The organism is Lactobacillus sp. W8172 (genome assembly GCF_016102055.1).
Taxonomy (GTDB): Bacteria; Bacillota; Bacilli; order Lactobacillales; family Lactobacillaceae; genus Lactobacillus; species Lactobacillus apis_A.
Map to the genome: position 1 here is coordinate 204,818 of NZ_JACFPG010000002.1, position 16,734 is coordinate 221,551.

General features: G+C 38.0%; 16 protein-coding genes. 5 read left to right on the plus strand and 11 right to left on the minus strand.

Annotated features, from left to right (window positions below; genetic code table 11):
* Positions 1 to 113 precede the first annotated feature (113 nt).
* From H3R21_RS04525 to H3R21_RS04540, 4 genes are all read right to left on the minus strand, one after another.
* On the minus strand, positions 114 to 1,082 hold the full coding sequence (locus H3R21_RS04525) for an asparaginase (RefSeq protein WP_122036122.1): 969 nt from the start codon (positions 1,080 to 1,082) through the stop codon (positions 114 to 116).
* A gap of 110 nt (positions 1,083 to 1,192) precedes the next feature.
* Positions 1,193 to 1,513, minus strand: a complete 321-nt coding sequence (locus H3R21_RS04530) for a carboxymuconolactone decarboxylase family protein (RefSeq protein WP_198183411.1) — start codon at positions 1,511 to 1,513, stop codon at positions 1,193 to 1,195.
* Positions 1,513 to 1,926 carry a cupin domain-containing protein gene (locus H3R21_RS04535; RefSeq protein WP_198183319.1) on the minus strand — a complete coding sequence of 138 codons (414 nt, stop codon included), beginning with the start codon at positions 1,924 to 1,926 and terminating at the stop codon, positions 1,513 to 1,515. The genes H3R21_RS04530 and H3R21_RS04535 overlap by 1 nt, the downstream gene beginning before the upstream one ends.
* Positions 1,916 to 2,353, minus strand: a complete 438-nt coding sequence (locus H3R21_RS04540; RefSeq protein WP_198183321.1) for a MerR family transcriptional regulator — start codon at positions 2,351 to 2,353, stop codon at positions 1,916 to 1,918. Before H3R21_RS04540 ends, H3R21_RS04535 begins: the two co-directional genes overlap by 11 nt.
* 174 nt (positions 2,354 to 2,527) lie before the next feature.
* Here H3R21_RS04540 and H3R21_RS04545 point away from each other — a divergent pair, with 174 nt between their 5' ends.
* Together H3R21_RS04545 and lepA are read left to right on the plus strand one after the other, a co-directional pair.
* A complete protein-coding gene (locus tag H3R21_RS04545; RefSeq protein WP_198183323.1) occupies positions 2,528 to 3,184 on the plus strand; it encodes a TetR/AcrR family transcriptional regulator in 657 nt (218 codons plus the stop codon).
* A 6-nt stretch (positions 3,185 to 3,190) separates the two neighbouring features.
* Positions 3,191 to 5,005: a translation elongation factor 4 gene (gene lepA, locus H3R21_RS04550; protein ID WP_198183325.1), complete on the plus strand. Its 1,815-nt coding sequence runs from the start codon at positions 3,191 to 3,193 to the stop codon at positions 5,003 to 5,005.
* Between the two features lie 147 nt (positions 5,006 to 5,152).
* Here lepA and H3R21_RS04555 read toward each other — a convergent pair whose 3' ends face one another.
* Positions 5,153 to 5,845 carry a 2,3-diphosphoglycerate-dependent phosphoglycerate mutase gene (locus H3R21_RS04555; RefSeq protein WP_074425900.1) on the minus strand — a complete coding sequence of 231 codons (693 nt, stop codon included), beginning with the start codon at positions 5,843 to 5,845 and terminating at the stop codon, positions 5,153 to 5,155.
* Positions 5,846 to 6,005: 160 nt separating this feature from the next.
* Between H3R21_RS04555 and H3R21_RS04560 the strand changes: the two genes are divergently transcribed.
* The 3 genes from H3R21_RS04560 (at position 6,006) to H3R21_RS04570 (ending at position 8,728) form a co-directional block, all read left to right on the plus strand.
* Complete coding sequence (locus tag H3R21_RS04560; RefSeq protein WP_198183327.1) at positions 6,006 to 6,800, plus strand: DUF6612 family protein; 795 nt, start codon at positions 6,006 to 6,008, stop codon at positions 6,798 to 6,800.
* 125 nt (positions 6,801 to 6,925) lie between these two features.
* Positions 6,926 to 7,741, plus strand: coding sequence for a DUF6612 family protein (locus H3R21_RS04565; protein WP_046307826.1), 816 nt, complete (start codon positions 6,926 to 6,928; stop codon positions 7,739 to 7,741).
* A gap of 18 nt (positions 7,742 to 7,759) precedes the next feature.
* Positions 7,760 to 8,728, plus strand: coding sequence for a Gfo/Idh/MocA family protein (locus H3R21_RS04570; protein ID WP_198183329.1), 969 nt, complete (start codon positions 7,760 to 7,762; stop codon positions 8,726 to 8,728).
* Positions 8,729 to 8,907: 179 nt separating this feature from the next.
* Here the strand turns inward: H3R21_RS04570 and H3R21_RS04575 are convergent, their stop codons facing one another.
* The 6 genes from H3R21_RS04575 to H3R21_RS04600 form a co-directional block, all read right to left on the minus strand.
* On the minus strand, positions 8,908 to 10,137 hold the full coding sequence (locus H3R21_RS04575; protein WP_198183331.1) for an SLAP domain-containing protein: 1,230 nt from the start codon (positions 10,135 to 10,137) through the stop codon (positions 8,908 to 8,910).
* Positions 10,138 to 10,526: 389 nt separating this feature from the next.
* The gene (locus H3R21_RS04580) at positions 10,527 to 12,350 is read right to left on the minus strand and encodes a cation:proton antiporter family protein (RefSeq protein ID WP_198183333.1); all 1,824 of its coding nucleotides are present in this window, start codon (positions 12,348 to 12,350) and stop codon (positions 10,527 to 10,529) included.
* Positions 12,351 to 12,535: 185 nt separating this feature from the next.
* Positions 12,536 to 13,678, minus strand: coding sequence for an SLAP domain-containing protein (locus H3R21_RS04585; RefSeq protein WP_198183335.1), 1,143 nt, complete (start codon positions 13,676 to 13,678; stop codon positions 12,536 to 12,538).
* Between the two features lie 45 nt (positions 13,679 to 13,723).
* Entirely contained in the window at positions 13,724 to 14,941 is a 1,218-nt protein-coding gene (locus H3R21_RS04590; protein ID WP_198183337.1) for a glucosaminidase domain-containing protein, read from the minus strand.
* Positions 14,942 to 15,063: 122 nt separating this feature from the next.
* The gene (locus H3R21_RS04595; RefSeq protein WP_198183339.1) at positions 15,064 to 15,576 is read right to left on the minus strand and encodes a sigma-70 family RNA polymerase sigma factor; all 513 of its coding nucleotides are present in this window, start codon (positions 15,574 to 15,576) and stop codon (positions 15,064 to 15,066) included.
* A gap of 216 nt (positions 15,577 to 15,792) precedes the next feature.
* Positions 15,793 to 16,635, minus strand: coding sequence for a hypothetical protein (locus H3R21_RS04600; protein ID WP_198183341.1), 843 nt, complete (start codon positions 16,633 to 16,635; stop codon positions 15,793 to 15,795).
* Positions 16,636 to 16,734: the final 99 nt, after the last annotated feature.

A 16,734-nucleotide genomic window follows, 5' to 3' on the forward strand; every position in this document is an offset into this window, starting at 1 on the left:
TTTTGTCATAAATTGTATTTATATTTTCAATTTATGACTATGCAAAAAAGAAGGAAGTTATCTTCCTTCTTTTTACCGAGATATTTTTATATTCATCTATGTGAAAATCAATGTTAGTTATTGAGATATTTCTTTAATTCCTCACCTTTAAGTCCAGCGCTAAGACCAACTAGCAACTTGATTCTAGCTTTTGGTCCAGTTAATCCACGACAGAAAATGATACCCATTTTAGCAAGGTTAACGCCGCCGCCCTCGTAGTCGTAAACTGGTTCAGCAATTCCGTTGAAGCAGCGTGATACTAAGACTAGCGGGATATTGTGGTCAATTAAAGATTGCAGCTCAGGCAAAGTCTCTGGTGGCATGTTTCCGGCACCCAAAGCTTCAATCACAATGCCGTTAGTTTCCGGCTTGTTTAATGCGTGGAGTAGCTCGGTACCCATTCCAGCATATGCTTTAACCAAATAAACATTTGAGACAACATGATCAATTGGTTCATGCGCTTGTGGTTTAATCGTTTGAACATAATTAACATGCCCTTCGGAAACAATTCCAATTGGACCAAAAGTTGGTGTCCGGAAAGTCGCAACATTGGTGGTGTGGGTTTTTGTCACATAGCGGGCTGAATGAATCTCATCGTTCATTACCACTACTACACCCTTACCCACGGATTCAGGTGAACTAGCAACTGTGATTGCAGTTCTAAAGTTATATAAACCGTCACTACCCACTTCATTAGACGAGCGCATTGCACCAGTTACCACAACTGGCATTTTACTTGAAATAGTTAAATCTAAAAAGATTGCTGTTTCTTCAAGCGTATCGGTACCATGGGTAACAACTGCACCAAAAAAGCCTTCTGCTTCGGCACGACGAATTCGTAAAGAAAGTTCAAGCATTCTTTGGGGTGTCATATGCGGTGACGGTACATTAAAAATTTCTTCCGTTACTAATTCAACTTCGCCTTTATTCTCTAGCTGAATGGTAGCAAGTGGATTTTGGTCATTCGGTTTAATATTGCCATCTGCATCTTCAGACATTGAAATAGTCCCACCAGTATGCAAAATCAGAATTTTCTTTGTCATATTCGTCTCTCCTAGCTATAAGCGATTAAGCCAATTCTAACATTTATATAGCCGGGATTGAAATGATTAAAACGGAATTTTTACGCCTTAATTAGAGATACTTTTGATAACTATTCACCATAAACTTCTTTAGCTAAATCAAAGGCAGTCCATGCATTAGGCCATCCACAATAAAAGGCTAAATGAGTAATCAGTTCCACCATTTCTTCTTTAGTCACGCCATTAGTCTTTGCAATAGCCATGTGCGATTTTAATTGTGGATATGCCCCTTTTGCCATCAAAGCAGCACAAGTAATCAAGCTACGATCACGTGCTGGCAACTGCTTTTCACGAGACCAAACTTCACCAAATAAAACATCATCATTTAATTCTGCAAATTTAGGAGCAAATTTGCCTAAATTATCATGGCCTGCTGTTTGCTTTTTCATAATTAGTTCTCCAATCCTTGATAATATTCATCTGTTACGGGTTCTAGCCACTCTGGCGTTCCCGCTGTAACTGCAAGGTGCGCAAACCAACTATCTTTAGTAGCACCGTGCCAATGCTTGACACCATCATGAACTACCACTACATCTCCAGGATGTAATTTCTGCACTGGCTTATTCTCCTCTTGATACCAGCCTTCGCCCGCTGTTGCAATTAAAATCTGGAAACCATTGTTGTGCTTATGCCAATTGTTACGGCATCCTGGCTCAAAACTAACATTTGAAACACCAACATTTAATGCAGGATCTGCAACTAAATTCTCTAAGTAACTTTGACCAATGAAATATTTTTGATATGCTTCATTCTTTTCGCCTAAAGGAAACAAACCTTTTTTGACGCTTTCTTCATTATTTGTCATTCTTGGTCTCTCCAATCTGTTTTAGATAAGCTGCAAAAGTTTCGTCGTCAGCAATGCTGTGATCCTGCTTTGACTGGTACCAGTCGATTTTTTGTCCAAGCACTTTCATACTGCTCTTCAGCTCTAGCAATCTTTCCTCAGCACTAGTTTGAACTTCTTTTAACAAAGCTAGTCGCTGTGGAATAGTTGCATCCCCTTGGGCACGCAGCTGGATGTACTCTTTTAACTGCGGAATTGTCATTCCAGTACCTTTTAGATGTAAAACAAACTCAAGCCAGCTGAGGTCATCATCTATATAGTAACGTTGCCCAGCTTTATCTCTTTTGGGAACAAGTAATTCTTCTTGCTCATAGTAGCGTAAAGTCGATGGTGTCAAATGCGTCAATTCACTGAATTGACCAATACGATAATGTTCTTTTGCAGTCATCATTACTCCTATTTAACTTATTTTTTTTGACAACTTTACGATATCCCTTCAAGTGTACTTTAAGTCAAGCGCTTTTTAATTTTTATTTTTTGACTTTTAATGGGTATTTTTGCTTGCCAAAATTTCGACCGACTTGTAAAATGACCGTTGGTCATTATTAAAAAGGAGGCAATTATGCACGTCTTAACTCCTGAAGAAAAGCAAGCCAAAAAGCAGATAATTGCAGCAGCTGCGAGCAAGCTTTTTCAAGAACATGATTTTACCGAAATCTCAATGGCACAAATTGCCAATGAATCTGGCGTAGCCAAAGGTACATTATTTAACTACTTTAAAACCAAAGAAAATATTTTTATGTACCTTCTTTTATCCGGCTACCAAAACTATTTAACAGAAGTCTTATTCGACTGGCAAAATGGTCCCCAAATTACTACCTGGGGCCAATTAACTGCCTTTTTATTAAAGCAAAATCACTATTTAATTCACGAAAAGTCTGATTTATTGCGGCTTAATGCACTGCGCGCACCCATCTTGGAAGCAGCTGCTGACCGTGAACAAACGCTTACCGGAAGAGCTGCTCTCTATCAAATCAGTCAAGAACTTGGTCAGACAATTGCAAATAGTATTACAGAATTAGCGGCTAAAAAAGCTAGCCACATTTTTGTAATTCAGAGTGCGATTATTAGCGGCTTAATGAATATGATGAATCTTGATGAATTTCATCATGACCAACTTCCAGTCGATTTTAAAGAATTTCAAATTGATTTAGAAACAGAAGCAAACCAACTGCTCGAGTTTTATCTACAAGGATTGCAAAAAGAATTGGAGAGATAATTGAAAATGAAAACTGCAAATATTCGTAACTTTGCCATTATTGCTCATATTGATCACGGTAAATCTACTCTTGCCGATCGAATAATGGAGCAAACCGAAACAGTGAGTGAGCGTGAACTTAGTGCCCAATTATTAGACAGCATGGAAGTTGAGCAAGCGCATGGTGTAACTGTCAAATCGCGTTCTGTACGTAACTTTTATCCTGGCGATGATGGTCAGGAATATGAATATAATTTGATTGATACACCTGGACACGTTGATTTTTCTTACGAAGTTTCAAAAAGTCTTGCCGCTAGTGACGGGGCGATTTTGCTTGTAGACGCCACTCAAGGTGTTCAAGCGCAAACAATCGCCAACCTGCGACTGGCAGTGAAGCATCACCTAACCATTATTCCGGTTATCAACAAAATTGATAGTTTATCCGCAGACGTTGCAGCAACTGAAAAGCAAATTCGCGCACTTCGCCCCGAATTTGCGGACTGCGATATTTTGAGAATTTCCGCTAAAACGGGTAAAAATGTGCATGAAGTTCTAGAAGCAATTTATCAAAAGATTCCTGCTCCAACTGGCGACCCCAAAGCTCCGCTCAAGGCACTCGTTTTTGACTCTCAATACGACCCATATCAAGGAATCGTAGCTGAAGTAAGAATGATTGATGGTCAACTAACCACCCAACAGAAATTGAAATTGATGAGTCAAGGCGAAACCTTTAATGCTCAAGCCGTTGGGATTTTTACACCTAACATGAAGCCCGTTGAAAAACTCGAAACTGGCGAAGTTGGGTACTTAGTTACCGGTCTAAAGGACGTGGCTGCTGTTCAAGTAGGTGAAACCCTAACTGATGCAGCTCATCCAACAACACAAGCTTTTCCTAACTTTAAGCCAGCACAGTCAATGGTTTACGCTGGACTTTACCCTAAAGGCGATACCAGCTATGAAGCACTGAAGCAGGCCATCAGCAAGCTCGCACTTAATGATTCGGCTTTTCACTACACACCTGAACAATCAGAGGCTCTTGATGCCGGTTTCCGGTGCGGCTTCTTGGGAATTTTCCACTTACAAATTATTCAGGAACGTTTGCGTGACGAGTACCACGTTGAGGTACTAACAACTGCACCAAACGCTACTTACCACGTCTATTTGAAGTCACCTGATCCAAAGCAAGAATACCTGACCATCACTAATCCAGCTAAATTCCCTGACTTCTCAGAAATTGACTACGTGACTGAGTCTTATGTTAAAGCAGTCATCACCACGCCAGAAAGTTATCTTGGTGCCGTAATGAAGCTTTGCGACCAACATTTTGGTGAAATGGTTGATCTCGATAACCAACAGGATTTAGTAACATTAACCTATAAGCTACCTGTTTCGGAAATTGCCTATAACTTTTTCAATAGCTTAAAGTCAATTACCCATGGATATGCAACATTAGATACTGAATTTCTTGATTACGAACTTGTTGATGTGGTCAAAATTCAAATTCAGATTAACTACGCAGCCGTTGATGCACTCGACATCATTGTGCCACGCCAAAATGCGGATAAAATTGCCCATAAACTGGTTGAAAAACTAAAATACACTGTGCCACGTCGTCTCTATCCAATGCCGGTTCAAGCAATGGTTGAAAACAAATCAATTGCCCGTGTGGACGTTCCTCCACTACGTAAAAATGCAGCTGTTAACGGTGAAAAGCGGAGCATTTCTAAAAAGCAACAACTATTGCGTCGGCAAAGTTTAAACAAGCGTCAAGCGGTCAAAAGCGATATTAAATTGCCACAAAGTGTTTTCGATGCTGTCTTAAACCTTAATGAAGATGACTAAAAACTAACGAATAACCAGTAAAAAGTAAAAGAGCCCCTAATATTTAGACCTATAGCCTGTCTATTAGGAGCTCTTTTTATGACTAAATTATTTAAGCAAAAAACCACTTCGAAAATAATTTCGAAATGGTTTTAGTTCAAAGTTAAATTAGTCGTCTAACTTTTCTTTGTTAGTAACGTTTAATTTTTCATCGAATGTGTAAACTACTGGTTCACCAGTCTTCATTTCTAAGTTCATGATGTCTTCATCAGAAATGTTTTCAATGTACTTAGTTAAAGCACGAAGTGAGTTACCGTGAGCAGCGATGATAACGTTCTTACCAGCCAATAGGTCTGGTGCAATGTGATCTTCCCAGAATGGCATTACTCGTTCAAGACAAACCTTTAAGTTTTCAGTCCGAGGAATGATGTGTGGGTCAAGATCTGCATAACGACGGTCATGTACTTGACTAAACTCTGAATCATCTTCAAGCTTTGGTGGCAAAACATCGTATGAACGACGCCAAATGTGAACTTGTTCGTCACCATATTTTTCAGCAGTTGCTTCTTTGTTTAAACCTTGTAAACCACCATAGTGACGTTCGTTAAGTCTCCATGATTTAGTTTCAGGAACCCAAAGTTGACCACTTTCTTCTAAAGCGAAGTGCAAAGTCTTGATTGCACGAGTCAAAACTGAGGTATAAGCTTGGTCAAATTTGAGGCCGTGCTCCTTAATTAACTTACCTGCATTCTTTGCTTCTTCTACACCTTTTTCTGACAAGTTAACATCAACCCAACCAGTGAACTTGTTTTCAAGGTTCCATTCACTTTGGCCGTGACGAATTAAAACTAATTTCGACATGAAAAAATATCTCCTTTGCAAATTAAAAGCTTCACTTACTATTTTACACATTTAAATTTTGTTTTCATAGGGTTTAGAGCTAAAAATCGTTTTTTAAATTTTTGATTTACGATACAATAGAGATATTAATGAATATAAGGAAAGAGAATATCTAACCAAGATGAAATTCAAAAAAGTATTGTTAAGTATAGGCGTTGTCGTTGCACTGGTTTCTAGCGGTTGCTCTAAACAAAAAAAGCAAGCTGATCCAATTTTAACTAAAACGCAAGTCATCCAAAAATCACAGAAGTCCTTCAAGAGTGGTGAAGCAAAGCAAATTGTCAATTTGAAAACTGACACTTCTAGTCAAGTCGTTGCTTCTAACTATTCATTCGGTGGTGACCCAACCGTCTTTCACGTTAACTACCAAACCGAAGCTAAGGGTAAAATTCATAACATGGATGAATGGATTAGCAACACCGGTAATCTTTACATCAATGGTCAGAGCACATGGTATAAAACTGAAATTGAAAAAATGTCCGGTCACTCATATGCCGACGTTTTAGATGCAGTTTTAAACAACGAAATGTTAATGAATCCACCTAAGGGTTTAACTGATGCTTATAAGATGAAGCGTTCTGGTAAAACCTACACGTTAACAGCAAAAATCATTGATAAAAAAATCATGAAGGCTGCAGTTGCGCCAATCTTTACAACTAATACCCAAAGTCCACAGCAGCAAAAAATCTATCAAAAGTTAGCTAAAGTAGGCAAATTTGAAGACATGACCGTGAAGCTGGTAGTAAAAGGCACTAAGTTATCCACTTTCAGTTATACCGTTAACCTCAAAATTGGTAAGATGATGAAAATGAGTGCAGGACAAAGTTATAGTAACTTTGGTCGCCACGACTTCCTGAAGGTTCCTAACAATGCGCTAGATGGTAAGCCACTACCAAAAGAAAATAAGAAAAAGTAATTTAAATTTATAAAAAAGAGCACTATTTCTTGAAGAAATAGTGTTTTTTTATCGAAAAGAATAGACTAGATTAATTAATTACTGTAGAATCATGATTAAATTAAGATTAAACAAGGAGAAAAATTATGAAAACTAAAAAGGTTATTTCTAGTATATTATTAACCTTAACCTTCCTAGCAGGAGGTTTAAGTCAAACACACAATGTTTCGGCTGCTCTTGATAAAGAACAAGCAGTATCAATTGTTAAAAAAGGTTCACCAGAAACCCAAAGTGCAGGCTTAAATGCTACTTTTAATGTAAAGGTTAACAAGGAAAAGCCAATTATACTCAAGATAAATAGTGAATTAAAAATTAATCCTGCCTTAGCTCATGTAACACTAGAGACTAGCTACGGCAAAAAGACGAGTGAAACTGAGGAAATGTGGGCTTCAGAAGAAACTAATCGTCTTTACAGCAAAAATAAGGGTAAGTGGGAATACACGACCTTACCAAAGCCTTCAAAAAAGAAGCCTAAAGGTGCAGAGGCTCAATTATTTAATCTCTTGAGCGATCCTAAGACATATACCAAAACCAGTGATTTGTTTATTAAAGCTCTAGATGACAATAGTGAATTGTCTGGACCAGATCAAGATGGCGTGTACACCCTAACTGTTAATGTAAGTGCATCTAAAATGAAAAAGCTATTCCTGGAGTTTTACAAAAAAGCTAAATTTAGTAAGAAAGAAATTAAGGAGTTCAAGAAAAGTGTCAAGTTTACCAACATCCAATTTGCCTACACAATTAAAGATGAAAAACTTGTTGGCTATACTGGCAATGTTACCTTAAAATTGGCAAAATTAATGAAATTTAGTGAGACCATATCCACAAATCACTTTGATGGGTATAATGATCTTAAACTACCCGATGAGGTTATAAATGCCAAAAAGGCAAAATCAAAGTAAATTTAATGGAGGATATCGATGAAGCTAGGAATTATTGGTAGTGGAAAAATTGTTCATGATTTTTTGACAACTGCGGATAAAATAGCCGACTTAGAACTAGCAGCTATTTCAACCACTCCACGCAGCAAACAAATTGCACAGGATTTAGCTGAGCAATATCAGATTGCTGAAGTTTTTTCCGATAATGACGAGCTCTATTGTGATCCAAACGTCGATACTGTCTATGTTGCTGTCCCTAACTCCTTACATTACGGTGTAGTTAAACAGGCTATCCTAAATGGCAAAAACGTGATTTGTGAAAAGCCATACGTTGCTACGGTTGCTGAAGCAAAGGAATTGAAAAAATTAGCTGATGAACATCACGTCATTATCGTTGAAGCAATCACTAATATTCATTTAGAAAATTACTTAGCAATTAAACGTGCTCTTTCTAAAATTGCGCCTATTCATATCGCTAGCCTTAATTACACGCAGTATTCTAGTCGCTACGATGATTTCCTAGAAGGAAAAATCGCACCAGTTTTTGATCCTGCAAAAGACGGCGGCACGTTAATGGATTTAAATATCTATAATATTCATTTAGCCGTTGGACTTTTTGGCAAGCCAGAAGCCGTGCAATACTATCCTGTGATGCAAAAAGGAATCGATACTTCAGGTATTCTAAATCTGACTTATCCTGAAATGCAGGCTAGTCTAATTGCCTCAAAAGATTGCTACACTACTCCACGTTCCTTTATTGAGGGAGAAAAAGGTTCAATTTTCTTTGACGGCTCAACTGGTGTGATTGATCGCTTCAGCATTGAGTTGAGAAATGGCGATACTGATAGCTTTGAATTTAATCATTACAAGCACCGGATGGCTAGTGAGTTCAATGACTTTGTTAAGATCATTGATAACCACGACACTAAAACCGCTAATGAATTATATGATCATAGCATCACGGTCATGAATGTGCTGGCACAAGCGAAAAAGTCGGTAGCAAAGTAATCACATTAAAATAAGACAAACTAAAACACAGCTATTCTATTAATTTAGAAAAGCTGTGTTTTTTAATAAAAAGGCCTAAGCTACCTAATTACTTAAATCATTTAGATTCAATAATCTGGGATAAGCTTATGGTCTTTTTATTTATTTTTGACTACTGAAGAATAAATTTAAGTATCTGATTAACGTGTGCTCTCTGAATCAGTAGGTATCTGTGCACATGCTGCTTGCACTGTATTTACTGCTGTAACTAAATCTGAAGCCTTTGTGGCATCTTGTACATCACTTAATAAAGCTTCAGCGATAGTATCAATTATAGCATTTGCTGTTGCTTTATCATCATCTGATAGATTTTCATTATTATTAATTTTGTATTTTGCTGCTTGGGTAGTTGCCTTGATTGCATTAATTGCTGCTTCTTGTTGCTTTGCAAAAGGAACTACTGCATTAAGATCATTTTGTAAATCTGTTTCTGCCTTGTCTAATTCAGCCTGTGTTTTTGCATTAACAATTGCTTCCTTAGCCTTATCTAATGCAGCTTTTACCTTAGCTGCATCACCGCCTGCTGTACTAATAACGAATTCGCCAGCTTTTGTTGCTAAATCGGTGCTTTCGATTTTGCTTGGTTCAAGTTGACAAGCATCAATAGCATCTTTTTGGGCGCTAGTTATCTCTTTTTCAGATTGTGCGTTATTAATAGTATCAGCTGCTGTTTGGACAATTTTATTAACTCGATCGATTGCAGCCATCTGATCATCAGCTGATAAAGGACTAGTCTCGATTGCATTAACTGCATCTTCCGCAGCCTTCTTAACTTCAGTATTAGCTGCTGCTTTCTTATCTTTTAATCCATCACTTGCTGGTGTGCTAGGTGTAGTAGATCCCTCATTTGGTTCCTTATCAGGCTCAGTAGGCTGTATCATGCCAACCAGTGCGCTTGCTTTGATATAACCATATTTTGTTGAATAGTACTTTTTACCCTTTATGGTTACTTGTCCACCATAGACTTTAACGTCTTGCCCCTTAAGAATTTTACTATTCTTAATTACTTTGCCGCTTCTGGTATACAAAACTGTATTTTTAGCTGCTTGAAGCTGTTTGCCATCGACATTTGAAGCTTTGATATATTGTTTTTTTCCAATCTTGTAATAGAGTTTGCCGTCAATTGTCTTTCGACCATATACACGAATCTTTTCGCCGACTCTAATGATTTTTTTGGTTTTAATAACTTTTTGGTCTGTTTGTTTATAGACAGCAGAATTAGCCCCAATTACCTTAGCCTTTTGAGCTGCACGGACCTCGGTAGGTATGCTGTTTATAACATTTTTTGGAACTTGATTTAAACCAATTAATAACAATGTTGCACCTGCAACGGAAACGATTACTTTTTTGTAAAAATTATTTTTACTCATCTCTTAAAAACCTCACACTAGTTTTACATTTACTCTATTGTTCCCAATATAGCTAGTATTAAGAACGATATAGTTAATAATATCGTTGCATTTTTATATTTGAACACTATATACAAATAGATAATTACATGCAGCTATATAGTACAGGCAAAATAAGTTTAAATAAAATAATCTTCCTCAGTATTTAATATTTTAGTATTAATAATTAACTGCATTGTCACTACAAATCTATAAAGTAATATGAGCTAAAAAATGGCGTAATATGAGCTAAACCCTTTATTAGCTTTTTAACCTAAAAAGTAATTATAAAATTTAGATTTTTGTATCTAGCAAGCACTAAAGTGTGAGTCTACATAAAAATAGCCAATCAAATTGATTAGCTATTTAAACTATTTTTTACCAACAATTCGGCGTACCCGATCTGCTGCTTCATATTTAGCAGAAAAGATTAATTCGTCACCAACCTCAATCACAGTATGGCCATGTGGAACCAGCCACTTTTGCCCACGACGAATACGGCTGACAGTAATATCTTTAGCTAAATCCCAGTCCATTAGTTCACGGCCTGAATACTTCATATTACGGACAACAACTGAGTAAACAGCATTCTTTGTATCTGTTAGTACACTATATACTCCCGGTGATTCAATCAACGCACGCAATAATGATGAAGTCACATTACTTAAATCATAAACTTCCATGCCATTTTGCCGTAGTTCATTTACCTTGGCAATATCTGCCCGTTTTTGACAAATAATGATTCGCTTAAATTTACCTCTTGCTTTTGCCTGCTCACCTAAATGTAAATTGGTTTCATCCGAGCGTAAAGCAGCAACAAAAATATTGCCACTGAATGCACCGGCTTGATCAAGGTCAGCTTCTTCTAAATGCGGTAACAAAGTTAAGTTGGGCACCCGACTCTTATAGATATCGTAGTGTTCACTGCTTGTCGTATACATTTTCACGGAATACCAGTTGTCGTGCAAATCATGCATAATTGGCACAGTTAGCGCATTAGTCCCCATAATGACAACTTCTTCTTTTATGCGATCTTCAGGCTGCAATTTAAAAAGAGCGTTGAACAAAATTGGACAAAGAATACAGACGATAACAGCTGCCAAGATAAAGACGTCTGATTGAAGTCGAGAAATGACATTTAGCTTACGTGCAACTTCTAGTGCTGGCAGAACTATTGTAATTGTGGTTGCCGTCAAAAAGCCACCAGCAAGACCATTACGCGAACCAAACTTTTTCATAAAAATCAGGGCTACTGGTAGTTTAGCTAAGAGCAAAAATACAACAAGAACAGGTAGTAAAATCAATGAACTAGGATGAGCAAACAATGACCTTAAATTAAGCTTTACTCCCGTCATGATAAAGAAAATCGGGATGAAAAAGCCATAACCAATCGATGTTAATTTGTCTGCCGTTTCATGACTAGGTTCAAGCAGTTTCATCACAATTCCTGCCAAAAAGGCACCAAGAATATTTTCCACGCCAACTTTTTCAGCAACTGTCACTAAGGCAAAAATCAAGAAAAAGGCAAGGCGCACATCTAATTGCGTTGTCGACTTAGTTACCTTGGCAAACCATAAATATGGTTGCTTAAAGCGCCACAATAATAAAATTGCCGCGCCAAACAATAGAATAATCAGCCATAATTGCCTAGTGTTACCACCATTGATTGCGGCGTAAACTGTTAAAAGAATCAGTGGGATAACCTCACCCAAAACAGCTGTTAACAAAATAGTCTGTCCAACTGGTCGTCCCAAAATATCCTTTTCTTTTAGTGTCGCAATTACGACTCCCAAGGCTACGGTCATAAAGATAATAGTTGCGAGCATTACATCACTAAATAGCCCTAGCATCTTTAAGACAAGCGCCAGGCACACCGACAAAACAGTAACACCAATAAAGGCACTAATCGCTGTTTTCAAAGGATCGACTTGCTGATCTGACTTTTTTTTGCCAGGCTTCAATAATTCAAAATCAATTTCCATCCCTGACAGAAATAGTAACAAAATTACACCCAAACTGGATAAAAAATTTAAGTCATGCGTTGGTTGAACAAAGTTAAAGCCACTAGCACCCAAAATGATGCCAATAATGATTTCTGCCACTGCAGTTGGGATTGCCGTTACTTTAAGCCGTGCCATCATAATCGGCACTATTAAAGCAAACAAAACAACCAAGAATAAAGATAGCTGTGCCATGAAAAGCCTCCTTAAATACTGTGAAAATTATACACGAAAATAGTATCAAGCAAAACGGACAACAATTCAGTTTTAGTAATAGTTTGCAATCTATTTAATTACTTAAAAAATTGAAGACAAAGTAACAAAGAGCTAATCGCAATAGAAATTTGCGATTAGCTCTTTTGGTAGTCTTTAAAAATTAACTAACTAGCGTAGTAGAAATTTGCCGCTTTAACGAAGCGATTTTCACTAATTGCGTAGTAGACTTGGCCAGCAATATTAATTCTACCACCGTAAGTATGAACACTAGTGCCACGCAATAGTTTAGTATTGTCAGCACGTAGGCCAGTAGTATCGTAAATATATGCGTTATGAGTTAGAACTCTTGAGGTACCAATGATGTTACTTGCAACAACATATTCATTTTCACCAATTTGCAAGTACTTCTTACCATTGATCATTTTAGTAGCCGTTACGTTTACTTCGACACCAGCAGTCTTTAGTGGTGCTTTAGTACGTTGACCATTTGCATCATAGACGTAAGCATCATGCATCAACTTCTTCTTACCTGTTGGCGCTTGTGAAACAGGATCAGTAGCAGTGTTGTCACTGTCAGACACGCCGTCTTGACCAGTAGAGGAATCTGTTTCACCAGCTTGAAGATTGTAGTAAGACTTAAGCAAGGAGAAGAAATCATCCATTGAGTAGCCCCATTTAGCAAAATAGCCATCTGGATCTGTATGATTGGTTCCGCCTAGAAAACGAGAAACTGCGTGGTGTGACCAAATTGTTCCTTGACCAGTGTTTGAAGCATTAGTTGGGACAATGCCATAACGGTGCAACAATTTAGCTGCATAGATTGCATCATTGTTAACACTCTTGGCAAACTTATCTCTAGTGTTTTCCTGGCAAAGTTCGATTTGGATGTAGCGACTGTTGGCAACTGCACCAGCACCCCAGACACCATAATTTGGTGTCATCATTTGAATTACCTGTTTACTGTCAACAAAGGCATGAACGTAGGAATACATATTCATCCATTCACGGTTGAAGTAGATAGCTTCATTATATGCAGAAGCATTTGGTGTTGCTGTTTCGTGAATTACAATTCCTTCTGGCTTACCTTTTCTGTACTTGATAATGTTGCCATTGGCATAAAACTTGTTGTACTTGATGTTGGCTGTTTGCAACATCTTGTACAAGTAAGTTTCCCCAACATAGCTGTTTTGCTTAGCAACTGCATTAATCGATGCCGCCTCAACTGTCTGAGTCTGGCTGACTTTAAAAACAGGCGCAACTAAACCTACTCCGATAGCAACAGTAGTTATTAGTTTCTTTATCTTCATTCTAAACGTTAATTCCTCATTTCTTTTTGTTAGCTGGTTTTTACTTTAAAAATTAGCCTTCTTTACATACTGATGAACACCGATCCGGTAGTATTTGTGTCCATAAATTGTTATTGCAGCACCATATGTTGCAACTGATTGCCCCTTCTTCAAGACCTTCATATTATCGCGATTGCCATAATCGTTATAAACGTAAGAGTTCTTCTTTAATGTTCTAAAAGTGCCGTCAATGTTGCCACTTGCAATGTATTGATCTTCACCGATTCGGTAGTACTTCTTGCCATTAATCTTTTTAGTGCCATAGGTTGCGATGACCTTACCTTCATCGCCAGCCTTAATTGCTTTCATGCCCTTAACGCGTTTACCTTCCGCGTCATAAACGTAAGAAGTGTGCATCAAGGTCTTATTAACCTTCTCATCACCTTTAGGTGCTTGAGAAGCAGGAGGCAGTGCACTACCAGCATCTAACAATGTATCATTAACCCAACCTTTGCCTGAGATGTACATCCGTTTTTTGCCGTTATAAAAAGTGATAGTCTTTGTTACGGTTACCGCATCACCCTTATTAACTGAGCTTGTTTTAGCAGAAACTGAGTGGTCAGTTGGCCAAGCATAGGTAGCACCAGCTTTTTTCACTACATAGGACTTAGACGCGTTGGAAATTGTCGGATCGTATTGCGTAAGATTATAAGCAGTAATACGACTATTTAAAATTGTGTTGTAGTTATTGGCTGTTGCATACGTTCCAGTCAATGCCTTGGTGGCAGCGGTGTATGAAGACGCTTTTTCAAGCCAAGCGCCTTGATAACGGTCAGGTTGCCAAGAAACACCTAGGCGCAACTTCTTACCATTGTCATCGAAGGACTCTTGATAGGTTTTATATTTTCTGAATTTAGCAGTGACATAGTAACTCTTGCCGTTCTTGTCTTCTTCACGCGTTTTAGCGGAATAAGTACCACCTGGCCAACTATCATCGGCCTTCATACCGAATAAGTTATTAGCATTTACTGCAAGCCCTGATTGACCCCAATTCGACTCAACAATTGCTTGTGCAATCATTACTGATGGATATAGGCCATACTTCTTAGCGACCTTCTGTGCCTGTCTGGTAGCCGTATTTAAAAAAGTTGTTTCTGTTGCTGTAGCAGCTGAAACTTGATCAGCTCGAGCTGGCGAAGCGGCAATTAAGTTGTTGGTAACCGGAATTACAGCTGACGCAGCGAGTAACGCCGCCGAAAAACCAGTGATTAGTTTCTTTTTCATAGATGTGTGTTTGCCTCCTTAATCGACATCTTTATTGTATCGAGCAATTTCACGAGAAACAATAGATTGCATTTAATTGTAGTCAAAAAGTAATATAGCTCGACTTTTATTACAAGAAAAAGTTATCTTTCTAAAACTTCCTGTAATCGATTTAATAATTGATTTTTAATACGCTGTAATTGACCCCTGCTAACACCTATCTGCCTACTAAGCTGTTGAACCGACTCACGCTCAATCAGGTGCTTTAAAAATAGCTTCCGCTCTATGTCAGACAAGTATGGTAGCTCTGCTTCTAATGCTAAATAATTATCCCAATTATGTTTCTCTTCAACTATTTGCAGGTCTATCAGTTCACTCTCACGTTCAGATGAGTGCTGCTCCTTGCGTAACAAGTCCGTTGTGCGCCAGATTATCTTGCGAAAACTGTTTCGATCGACTTCTTCACGTGGAAGGGTTTGATTTTGGGTGAGCATATGCGCATAAGTAATAATCCCTTCCTGCAAAAAATCCTCATAATTAGTATAGTCCTGTCTCACATGTGCGTGCTTCAGTGCGCCTCTAACTAGTTTTTGGTTCTCCCATGCTTGTAAAAAAGCTTGTTGACTTATTTCCATTTGTGACATCTTCCTTTTCATCTTTGGTGTCACAAGCGCTTGTGCATATAGTAGCCTAGCAAGTTATTAGTACCGCGTAAAAACAATAATCGTAAGCGGTAACAATTGAGTTAACCGCATTCTTAATTCAAGAGTAAAACATAGCCCTGTGCTACTTGAGGATTAATAAATCCAATAATCCGTGCCAAAAAAGTGTAAACAAAAAGCGAATTAACCCAAAATTAATTCGCTTCTTTATCAAAATAGGGTATCACGGCGCTGAGTAGCCTTCCTAACTGCCCGATGAAATTCAGTTAACAACGGCAATTCCAAATAATCAGCTAAACAGCGACCATATCGTTGCTGTCTTTTATCCTGTAATTCGAGCAGTAATGGCTTAATTGCTAGGTCATTGTATGGATCATGGGGATGAAAGTACTCCGGCTGATCTATTAAGGATTCTCCCGTAGGCCGCTGCACTTGCCAACCAAGTGACTGCTCAAAGTGCGCAATTAGCATCTCACAGAGAATATGATTATAAACCAGACTATTGGAAACCTGATCAACCACATAACGACTACAATCATAATAAGCAAAAATATAGCTTATTTCTCCATAGGGTACCGTTTTAAATACAACAGAGGATATGTTAATGGCTCGAAAACCAATCATCTGATGCAATGATACCCAATCAATACTGCCTGAGTTGTAACTCCGCAATGAGAAATATGCCAGTCTCCCTGTAGCAATAATGTTACGGCTTGTCAGGTTTAATTTACTGGCAAAATCACGTTGAAATTCCAAGCCGGCTAAAAGACATTTCTGTCCAAAAGCAGTAAATAATGAGCGAGTACTATTTTGACATAAGACTATCCCTTCCTGACAATCAAAAATTACACTCTTATATTTACCTAATAGCGGTTCCTTCTGGAATTCATATATCGCAATCGTATCCCGGTTAATTTGATAATTTGCATCTTTTGTAAGATACATCTCAATTGTTTGATCTACTCCAACTTTTTGTCGCAAAATATCCTTGGACCACACACGGTGTTCCTTTTCTCGCGGTAGATTTAAAGTCTGCTGCTTCTTTGCTAACATTCATTCAGTCCTCTCTATTTGATTTTACCTATACAATTATACACAAATTGTTATCGGTTTCATAGAAGAGGAAACAAAAAACGGAAGCGACTAATGTCG

Coding starts and splice junctions, on each gene's coding strand:
- H3R21_RS04525 (WP_122036122.1), bottom strand. CDS start 1,082: ATGACAAAGAAAATTCTGATTTTGCATACTGGTGGGACTATTTCAATG.
- H3R21_RS04535 (WP_198183319.1), bottom strand. CDS start 1,926: ATGACAAATAATGAAGAAAGCGTCAAAAAAGGTTTGTTTCCTTTAGGC.
- H3R21_RS04540 (WP_198183321.1), bottom strand. CDS start 2,353: ATGACTGCAAAAGAACATTATCGTATTGGTCAATTCAGTGAATTGACG.
- H3R21_RS04545 (WP_198183323.1), top strand. CDS start 2,528: ATGCACGTCTTAACTCCTGAAGAAAAGCAAGCCAAAAAGCAGATAATT.
- lepA (WP_198183325.1), top strand. CDS start 3,191: ATGAAAACTGCAAATATTCGTAACTTTGCCATTATTGCTCATATTGAT.
- H3R21_RS04555 (WP_074425900.1), bottom strand. CDS start 5,845: ATGTCGAAATTAGTTTTAATTCGTCACGGCCAAAGTGAATGGAACCTT.
- H3R21_RS04560 (WP_198183327.1), top strand. CDS start 6,006: ATGAAATTCAAAAAAGTATTGTTAAGTATAGGCGTTGTCGTTGCACTG.
- H3R21_RS04565 (WP_046307826.1), top strand. CDS start 6,926: ATGAAAACTAAAAAGGTTATTTCTAGTATATTATTAACCTTAACCTTC.
- H3R21_RS04570 (WP_198183329.1), top strand. CDS start 7,760: ATGAAGCTAGGAATTATTGGTAGTGGAAAAATTGTTCATGATTTTTTG.
- H3R21_RS04575 (WP_198183331.1), bottom strand. CDS start 10,137: ATGAGTAAAAATAATTTTTACAAAAAAGTAATCGTTTCCGTTGCAGGT.
- H3R21_RS04580 (WP_198183333.1), bottom strand. CDS start 12,350: ATGGCACAGCTATCTTTATTCTTGGTTGTTTTGTTTGCTTTAATAGTG.
- H3R21_RS04585 (WP_198183335.1), bottom strand. CDS start 13,678: ATGAAGATAAAGAAACTAATAACTACTGTTGCTATCGGAGTAGGTTTA.
- H3R21_RS04590 (WP_198183337.1), bottom strand. CDS start 14,941: ATGAAAAAGAAACTAATCACTGGTTTTTCGGCGGCGTTACTCGCTGCG.
- H3R21_RS04595 (WP_198183339.1), bottom strand. CDS start 15,576: ATGAAAAGGAAGATGTCACAAATGGAAATAAGTCAACAAGCTTTTTTA.
- H3R21_RS04600 (WP_198183341.1), bottom strand. CDS start 16,635: ATGTTAGCAAAGAAGCAGCAGACTTTAAATCTACCGCGAGAAAAGGAA.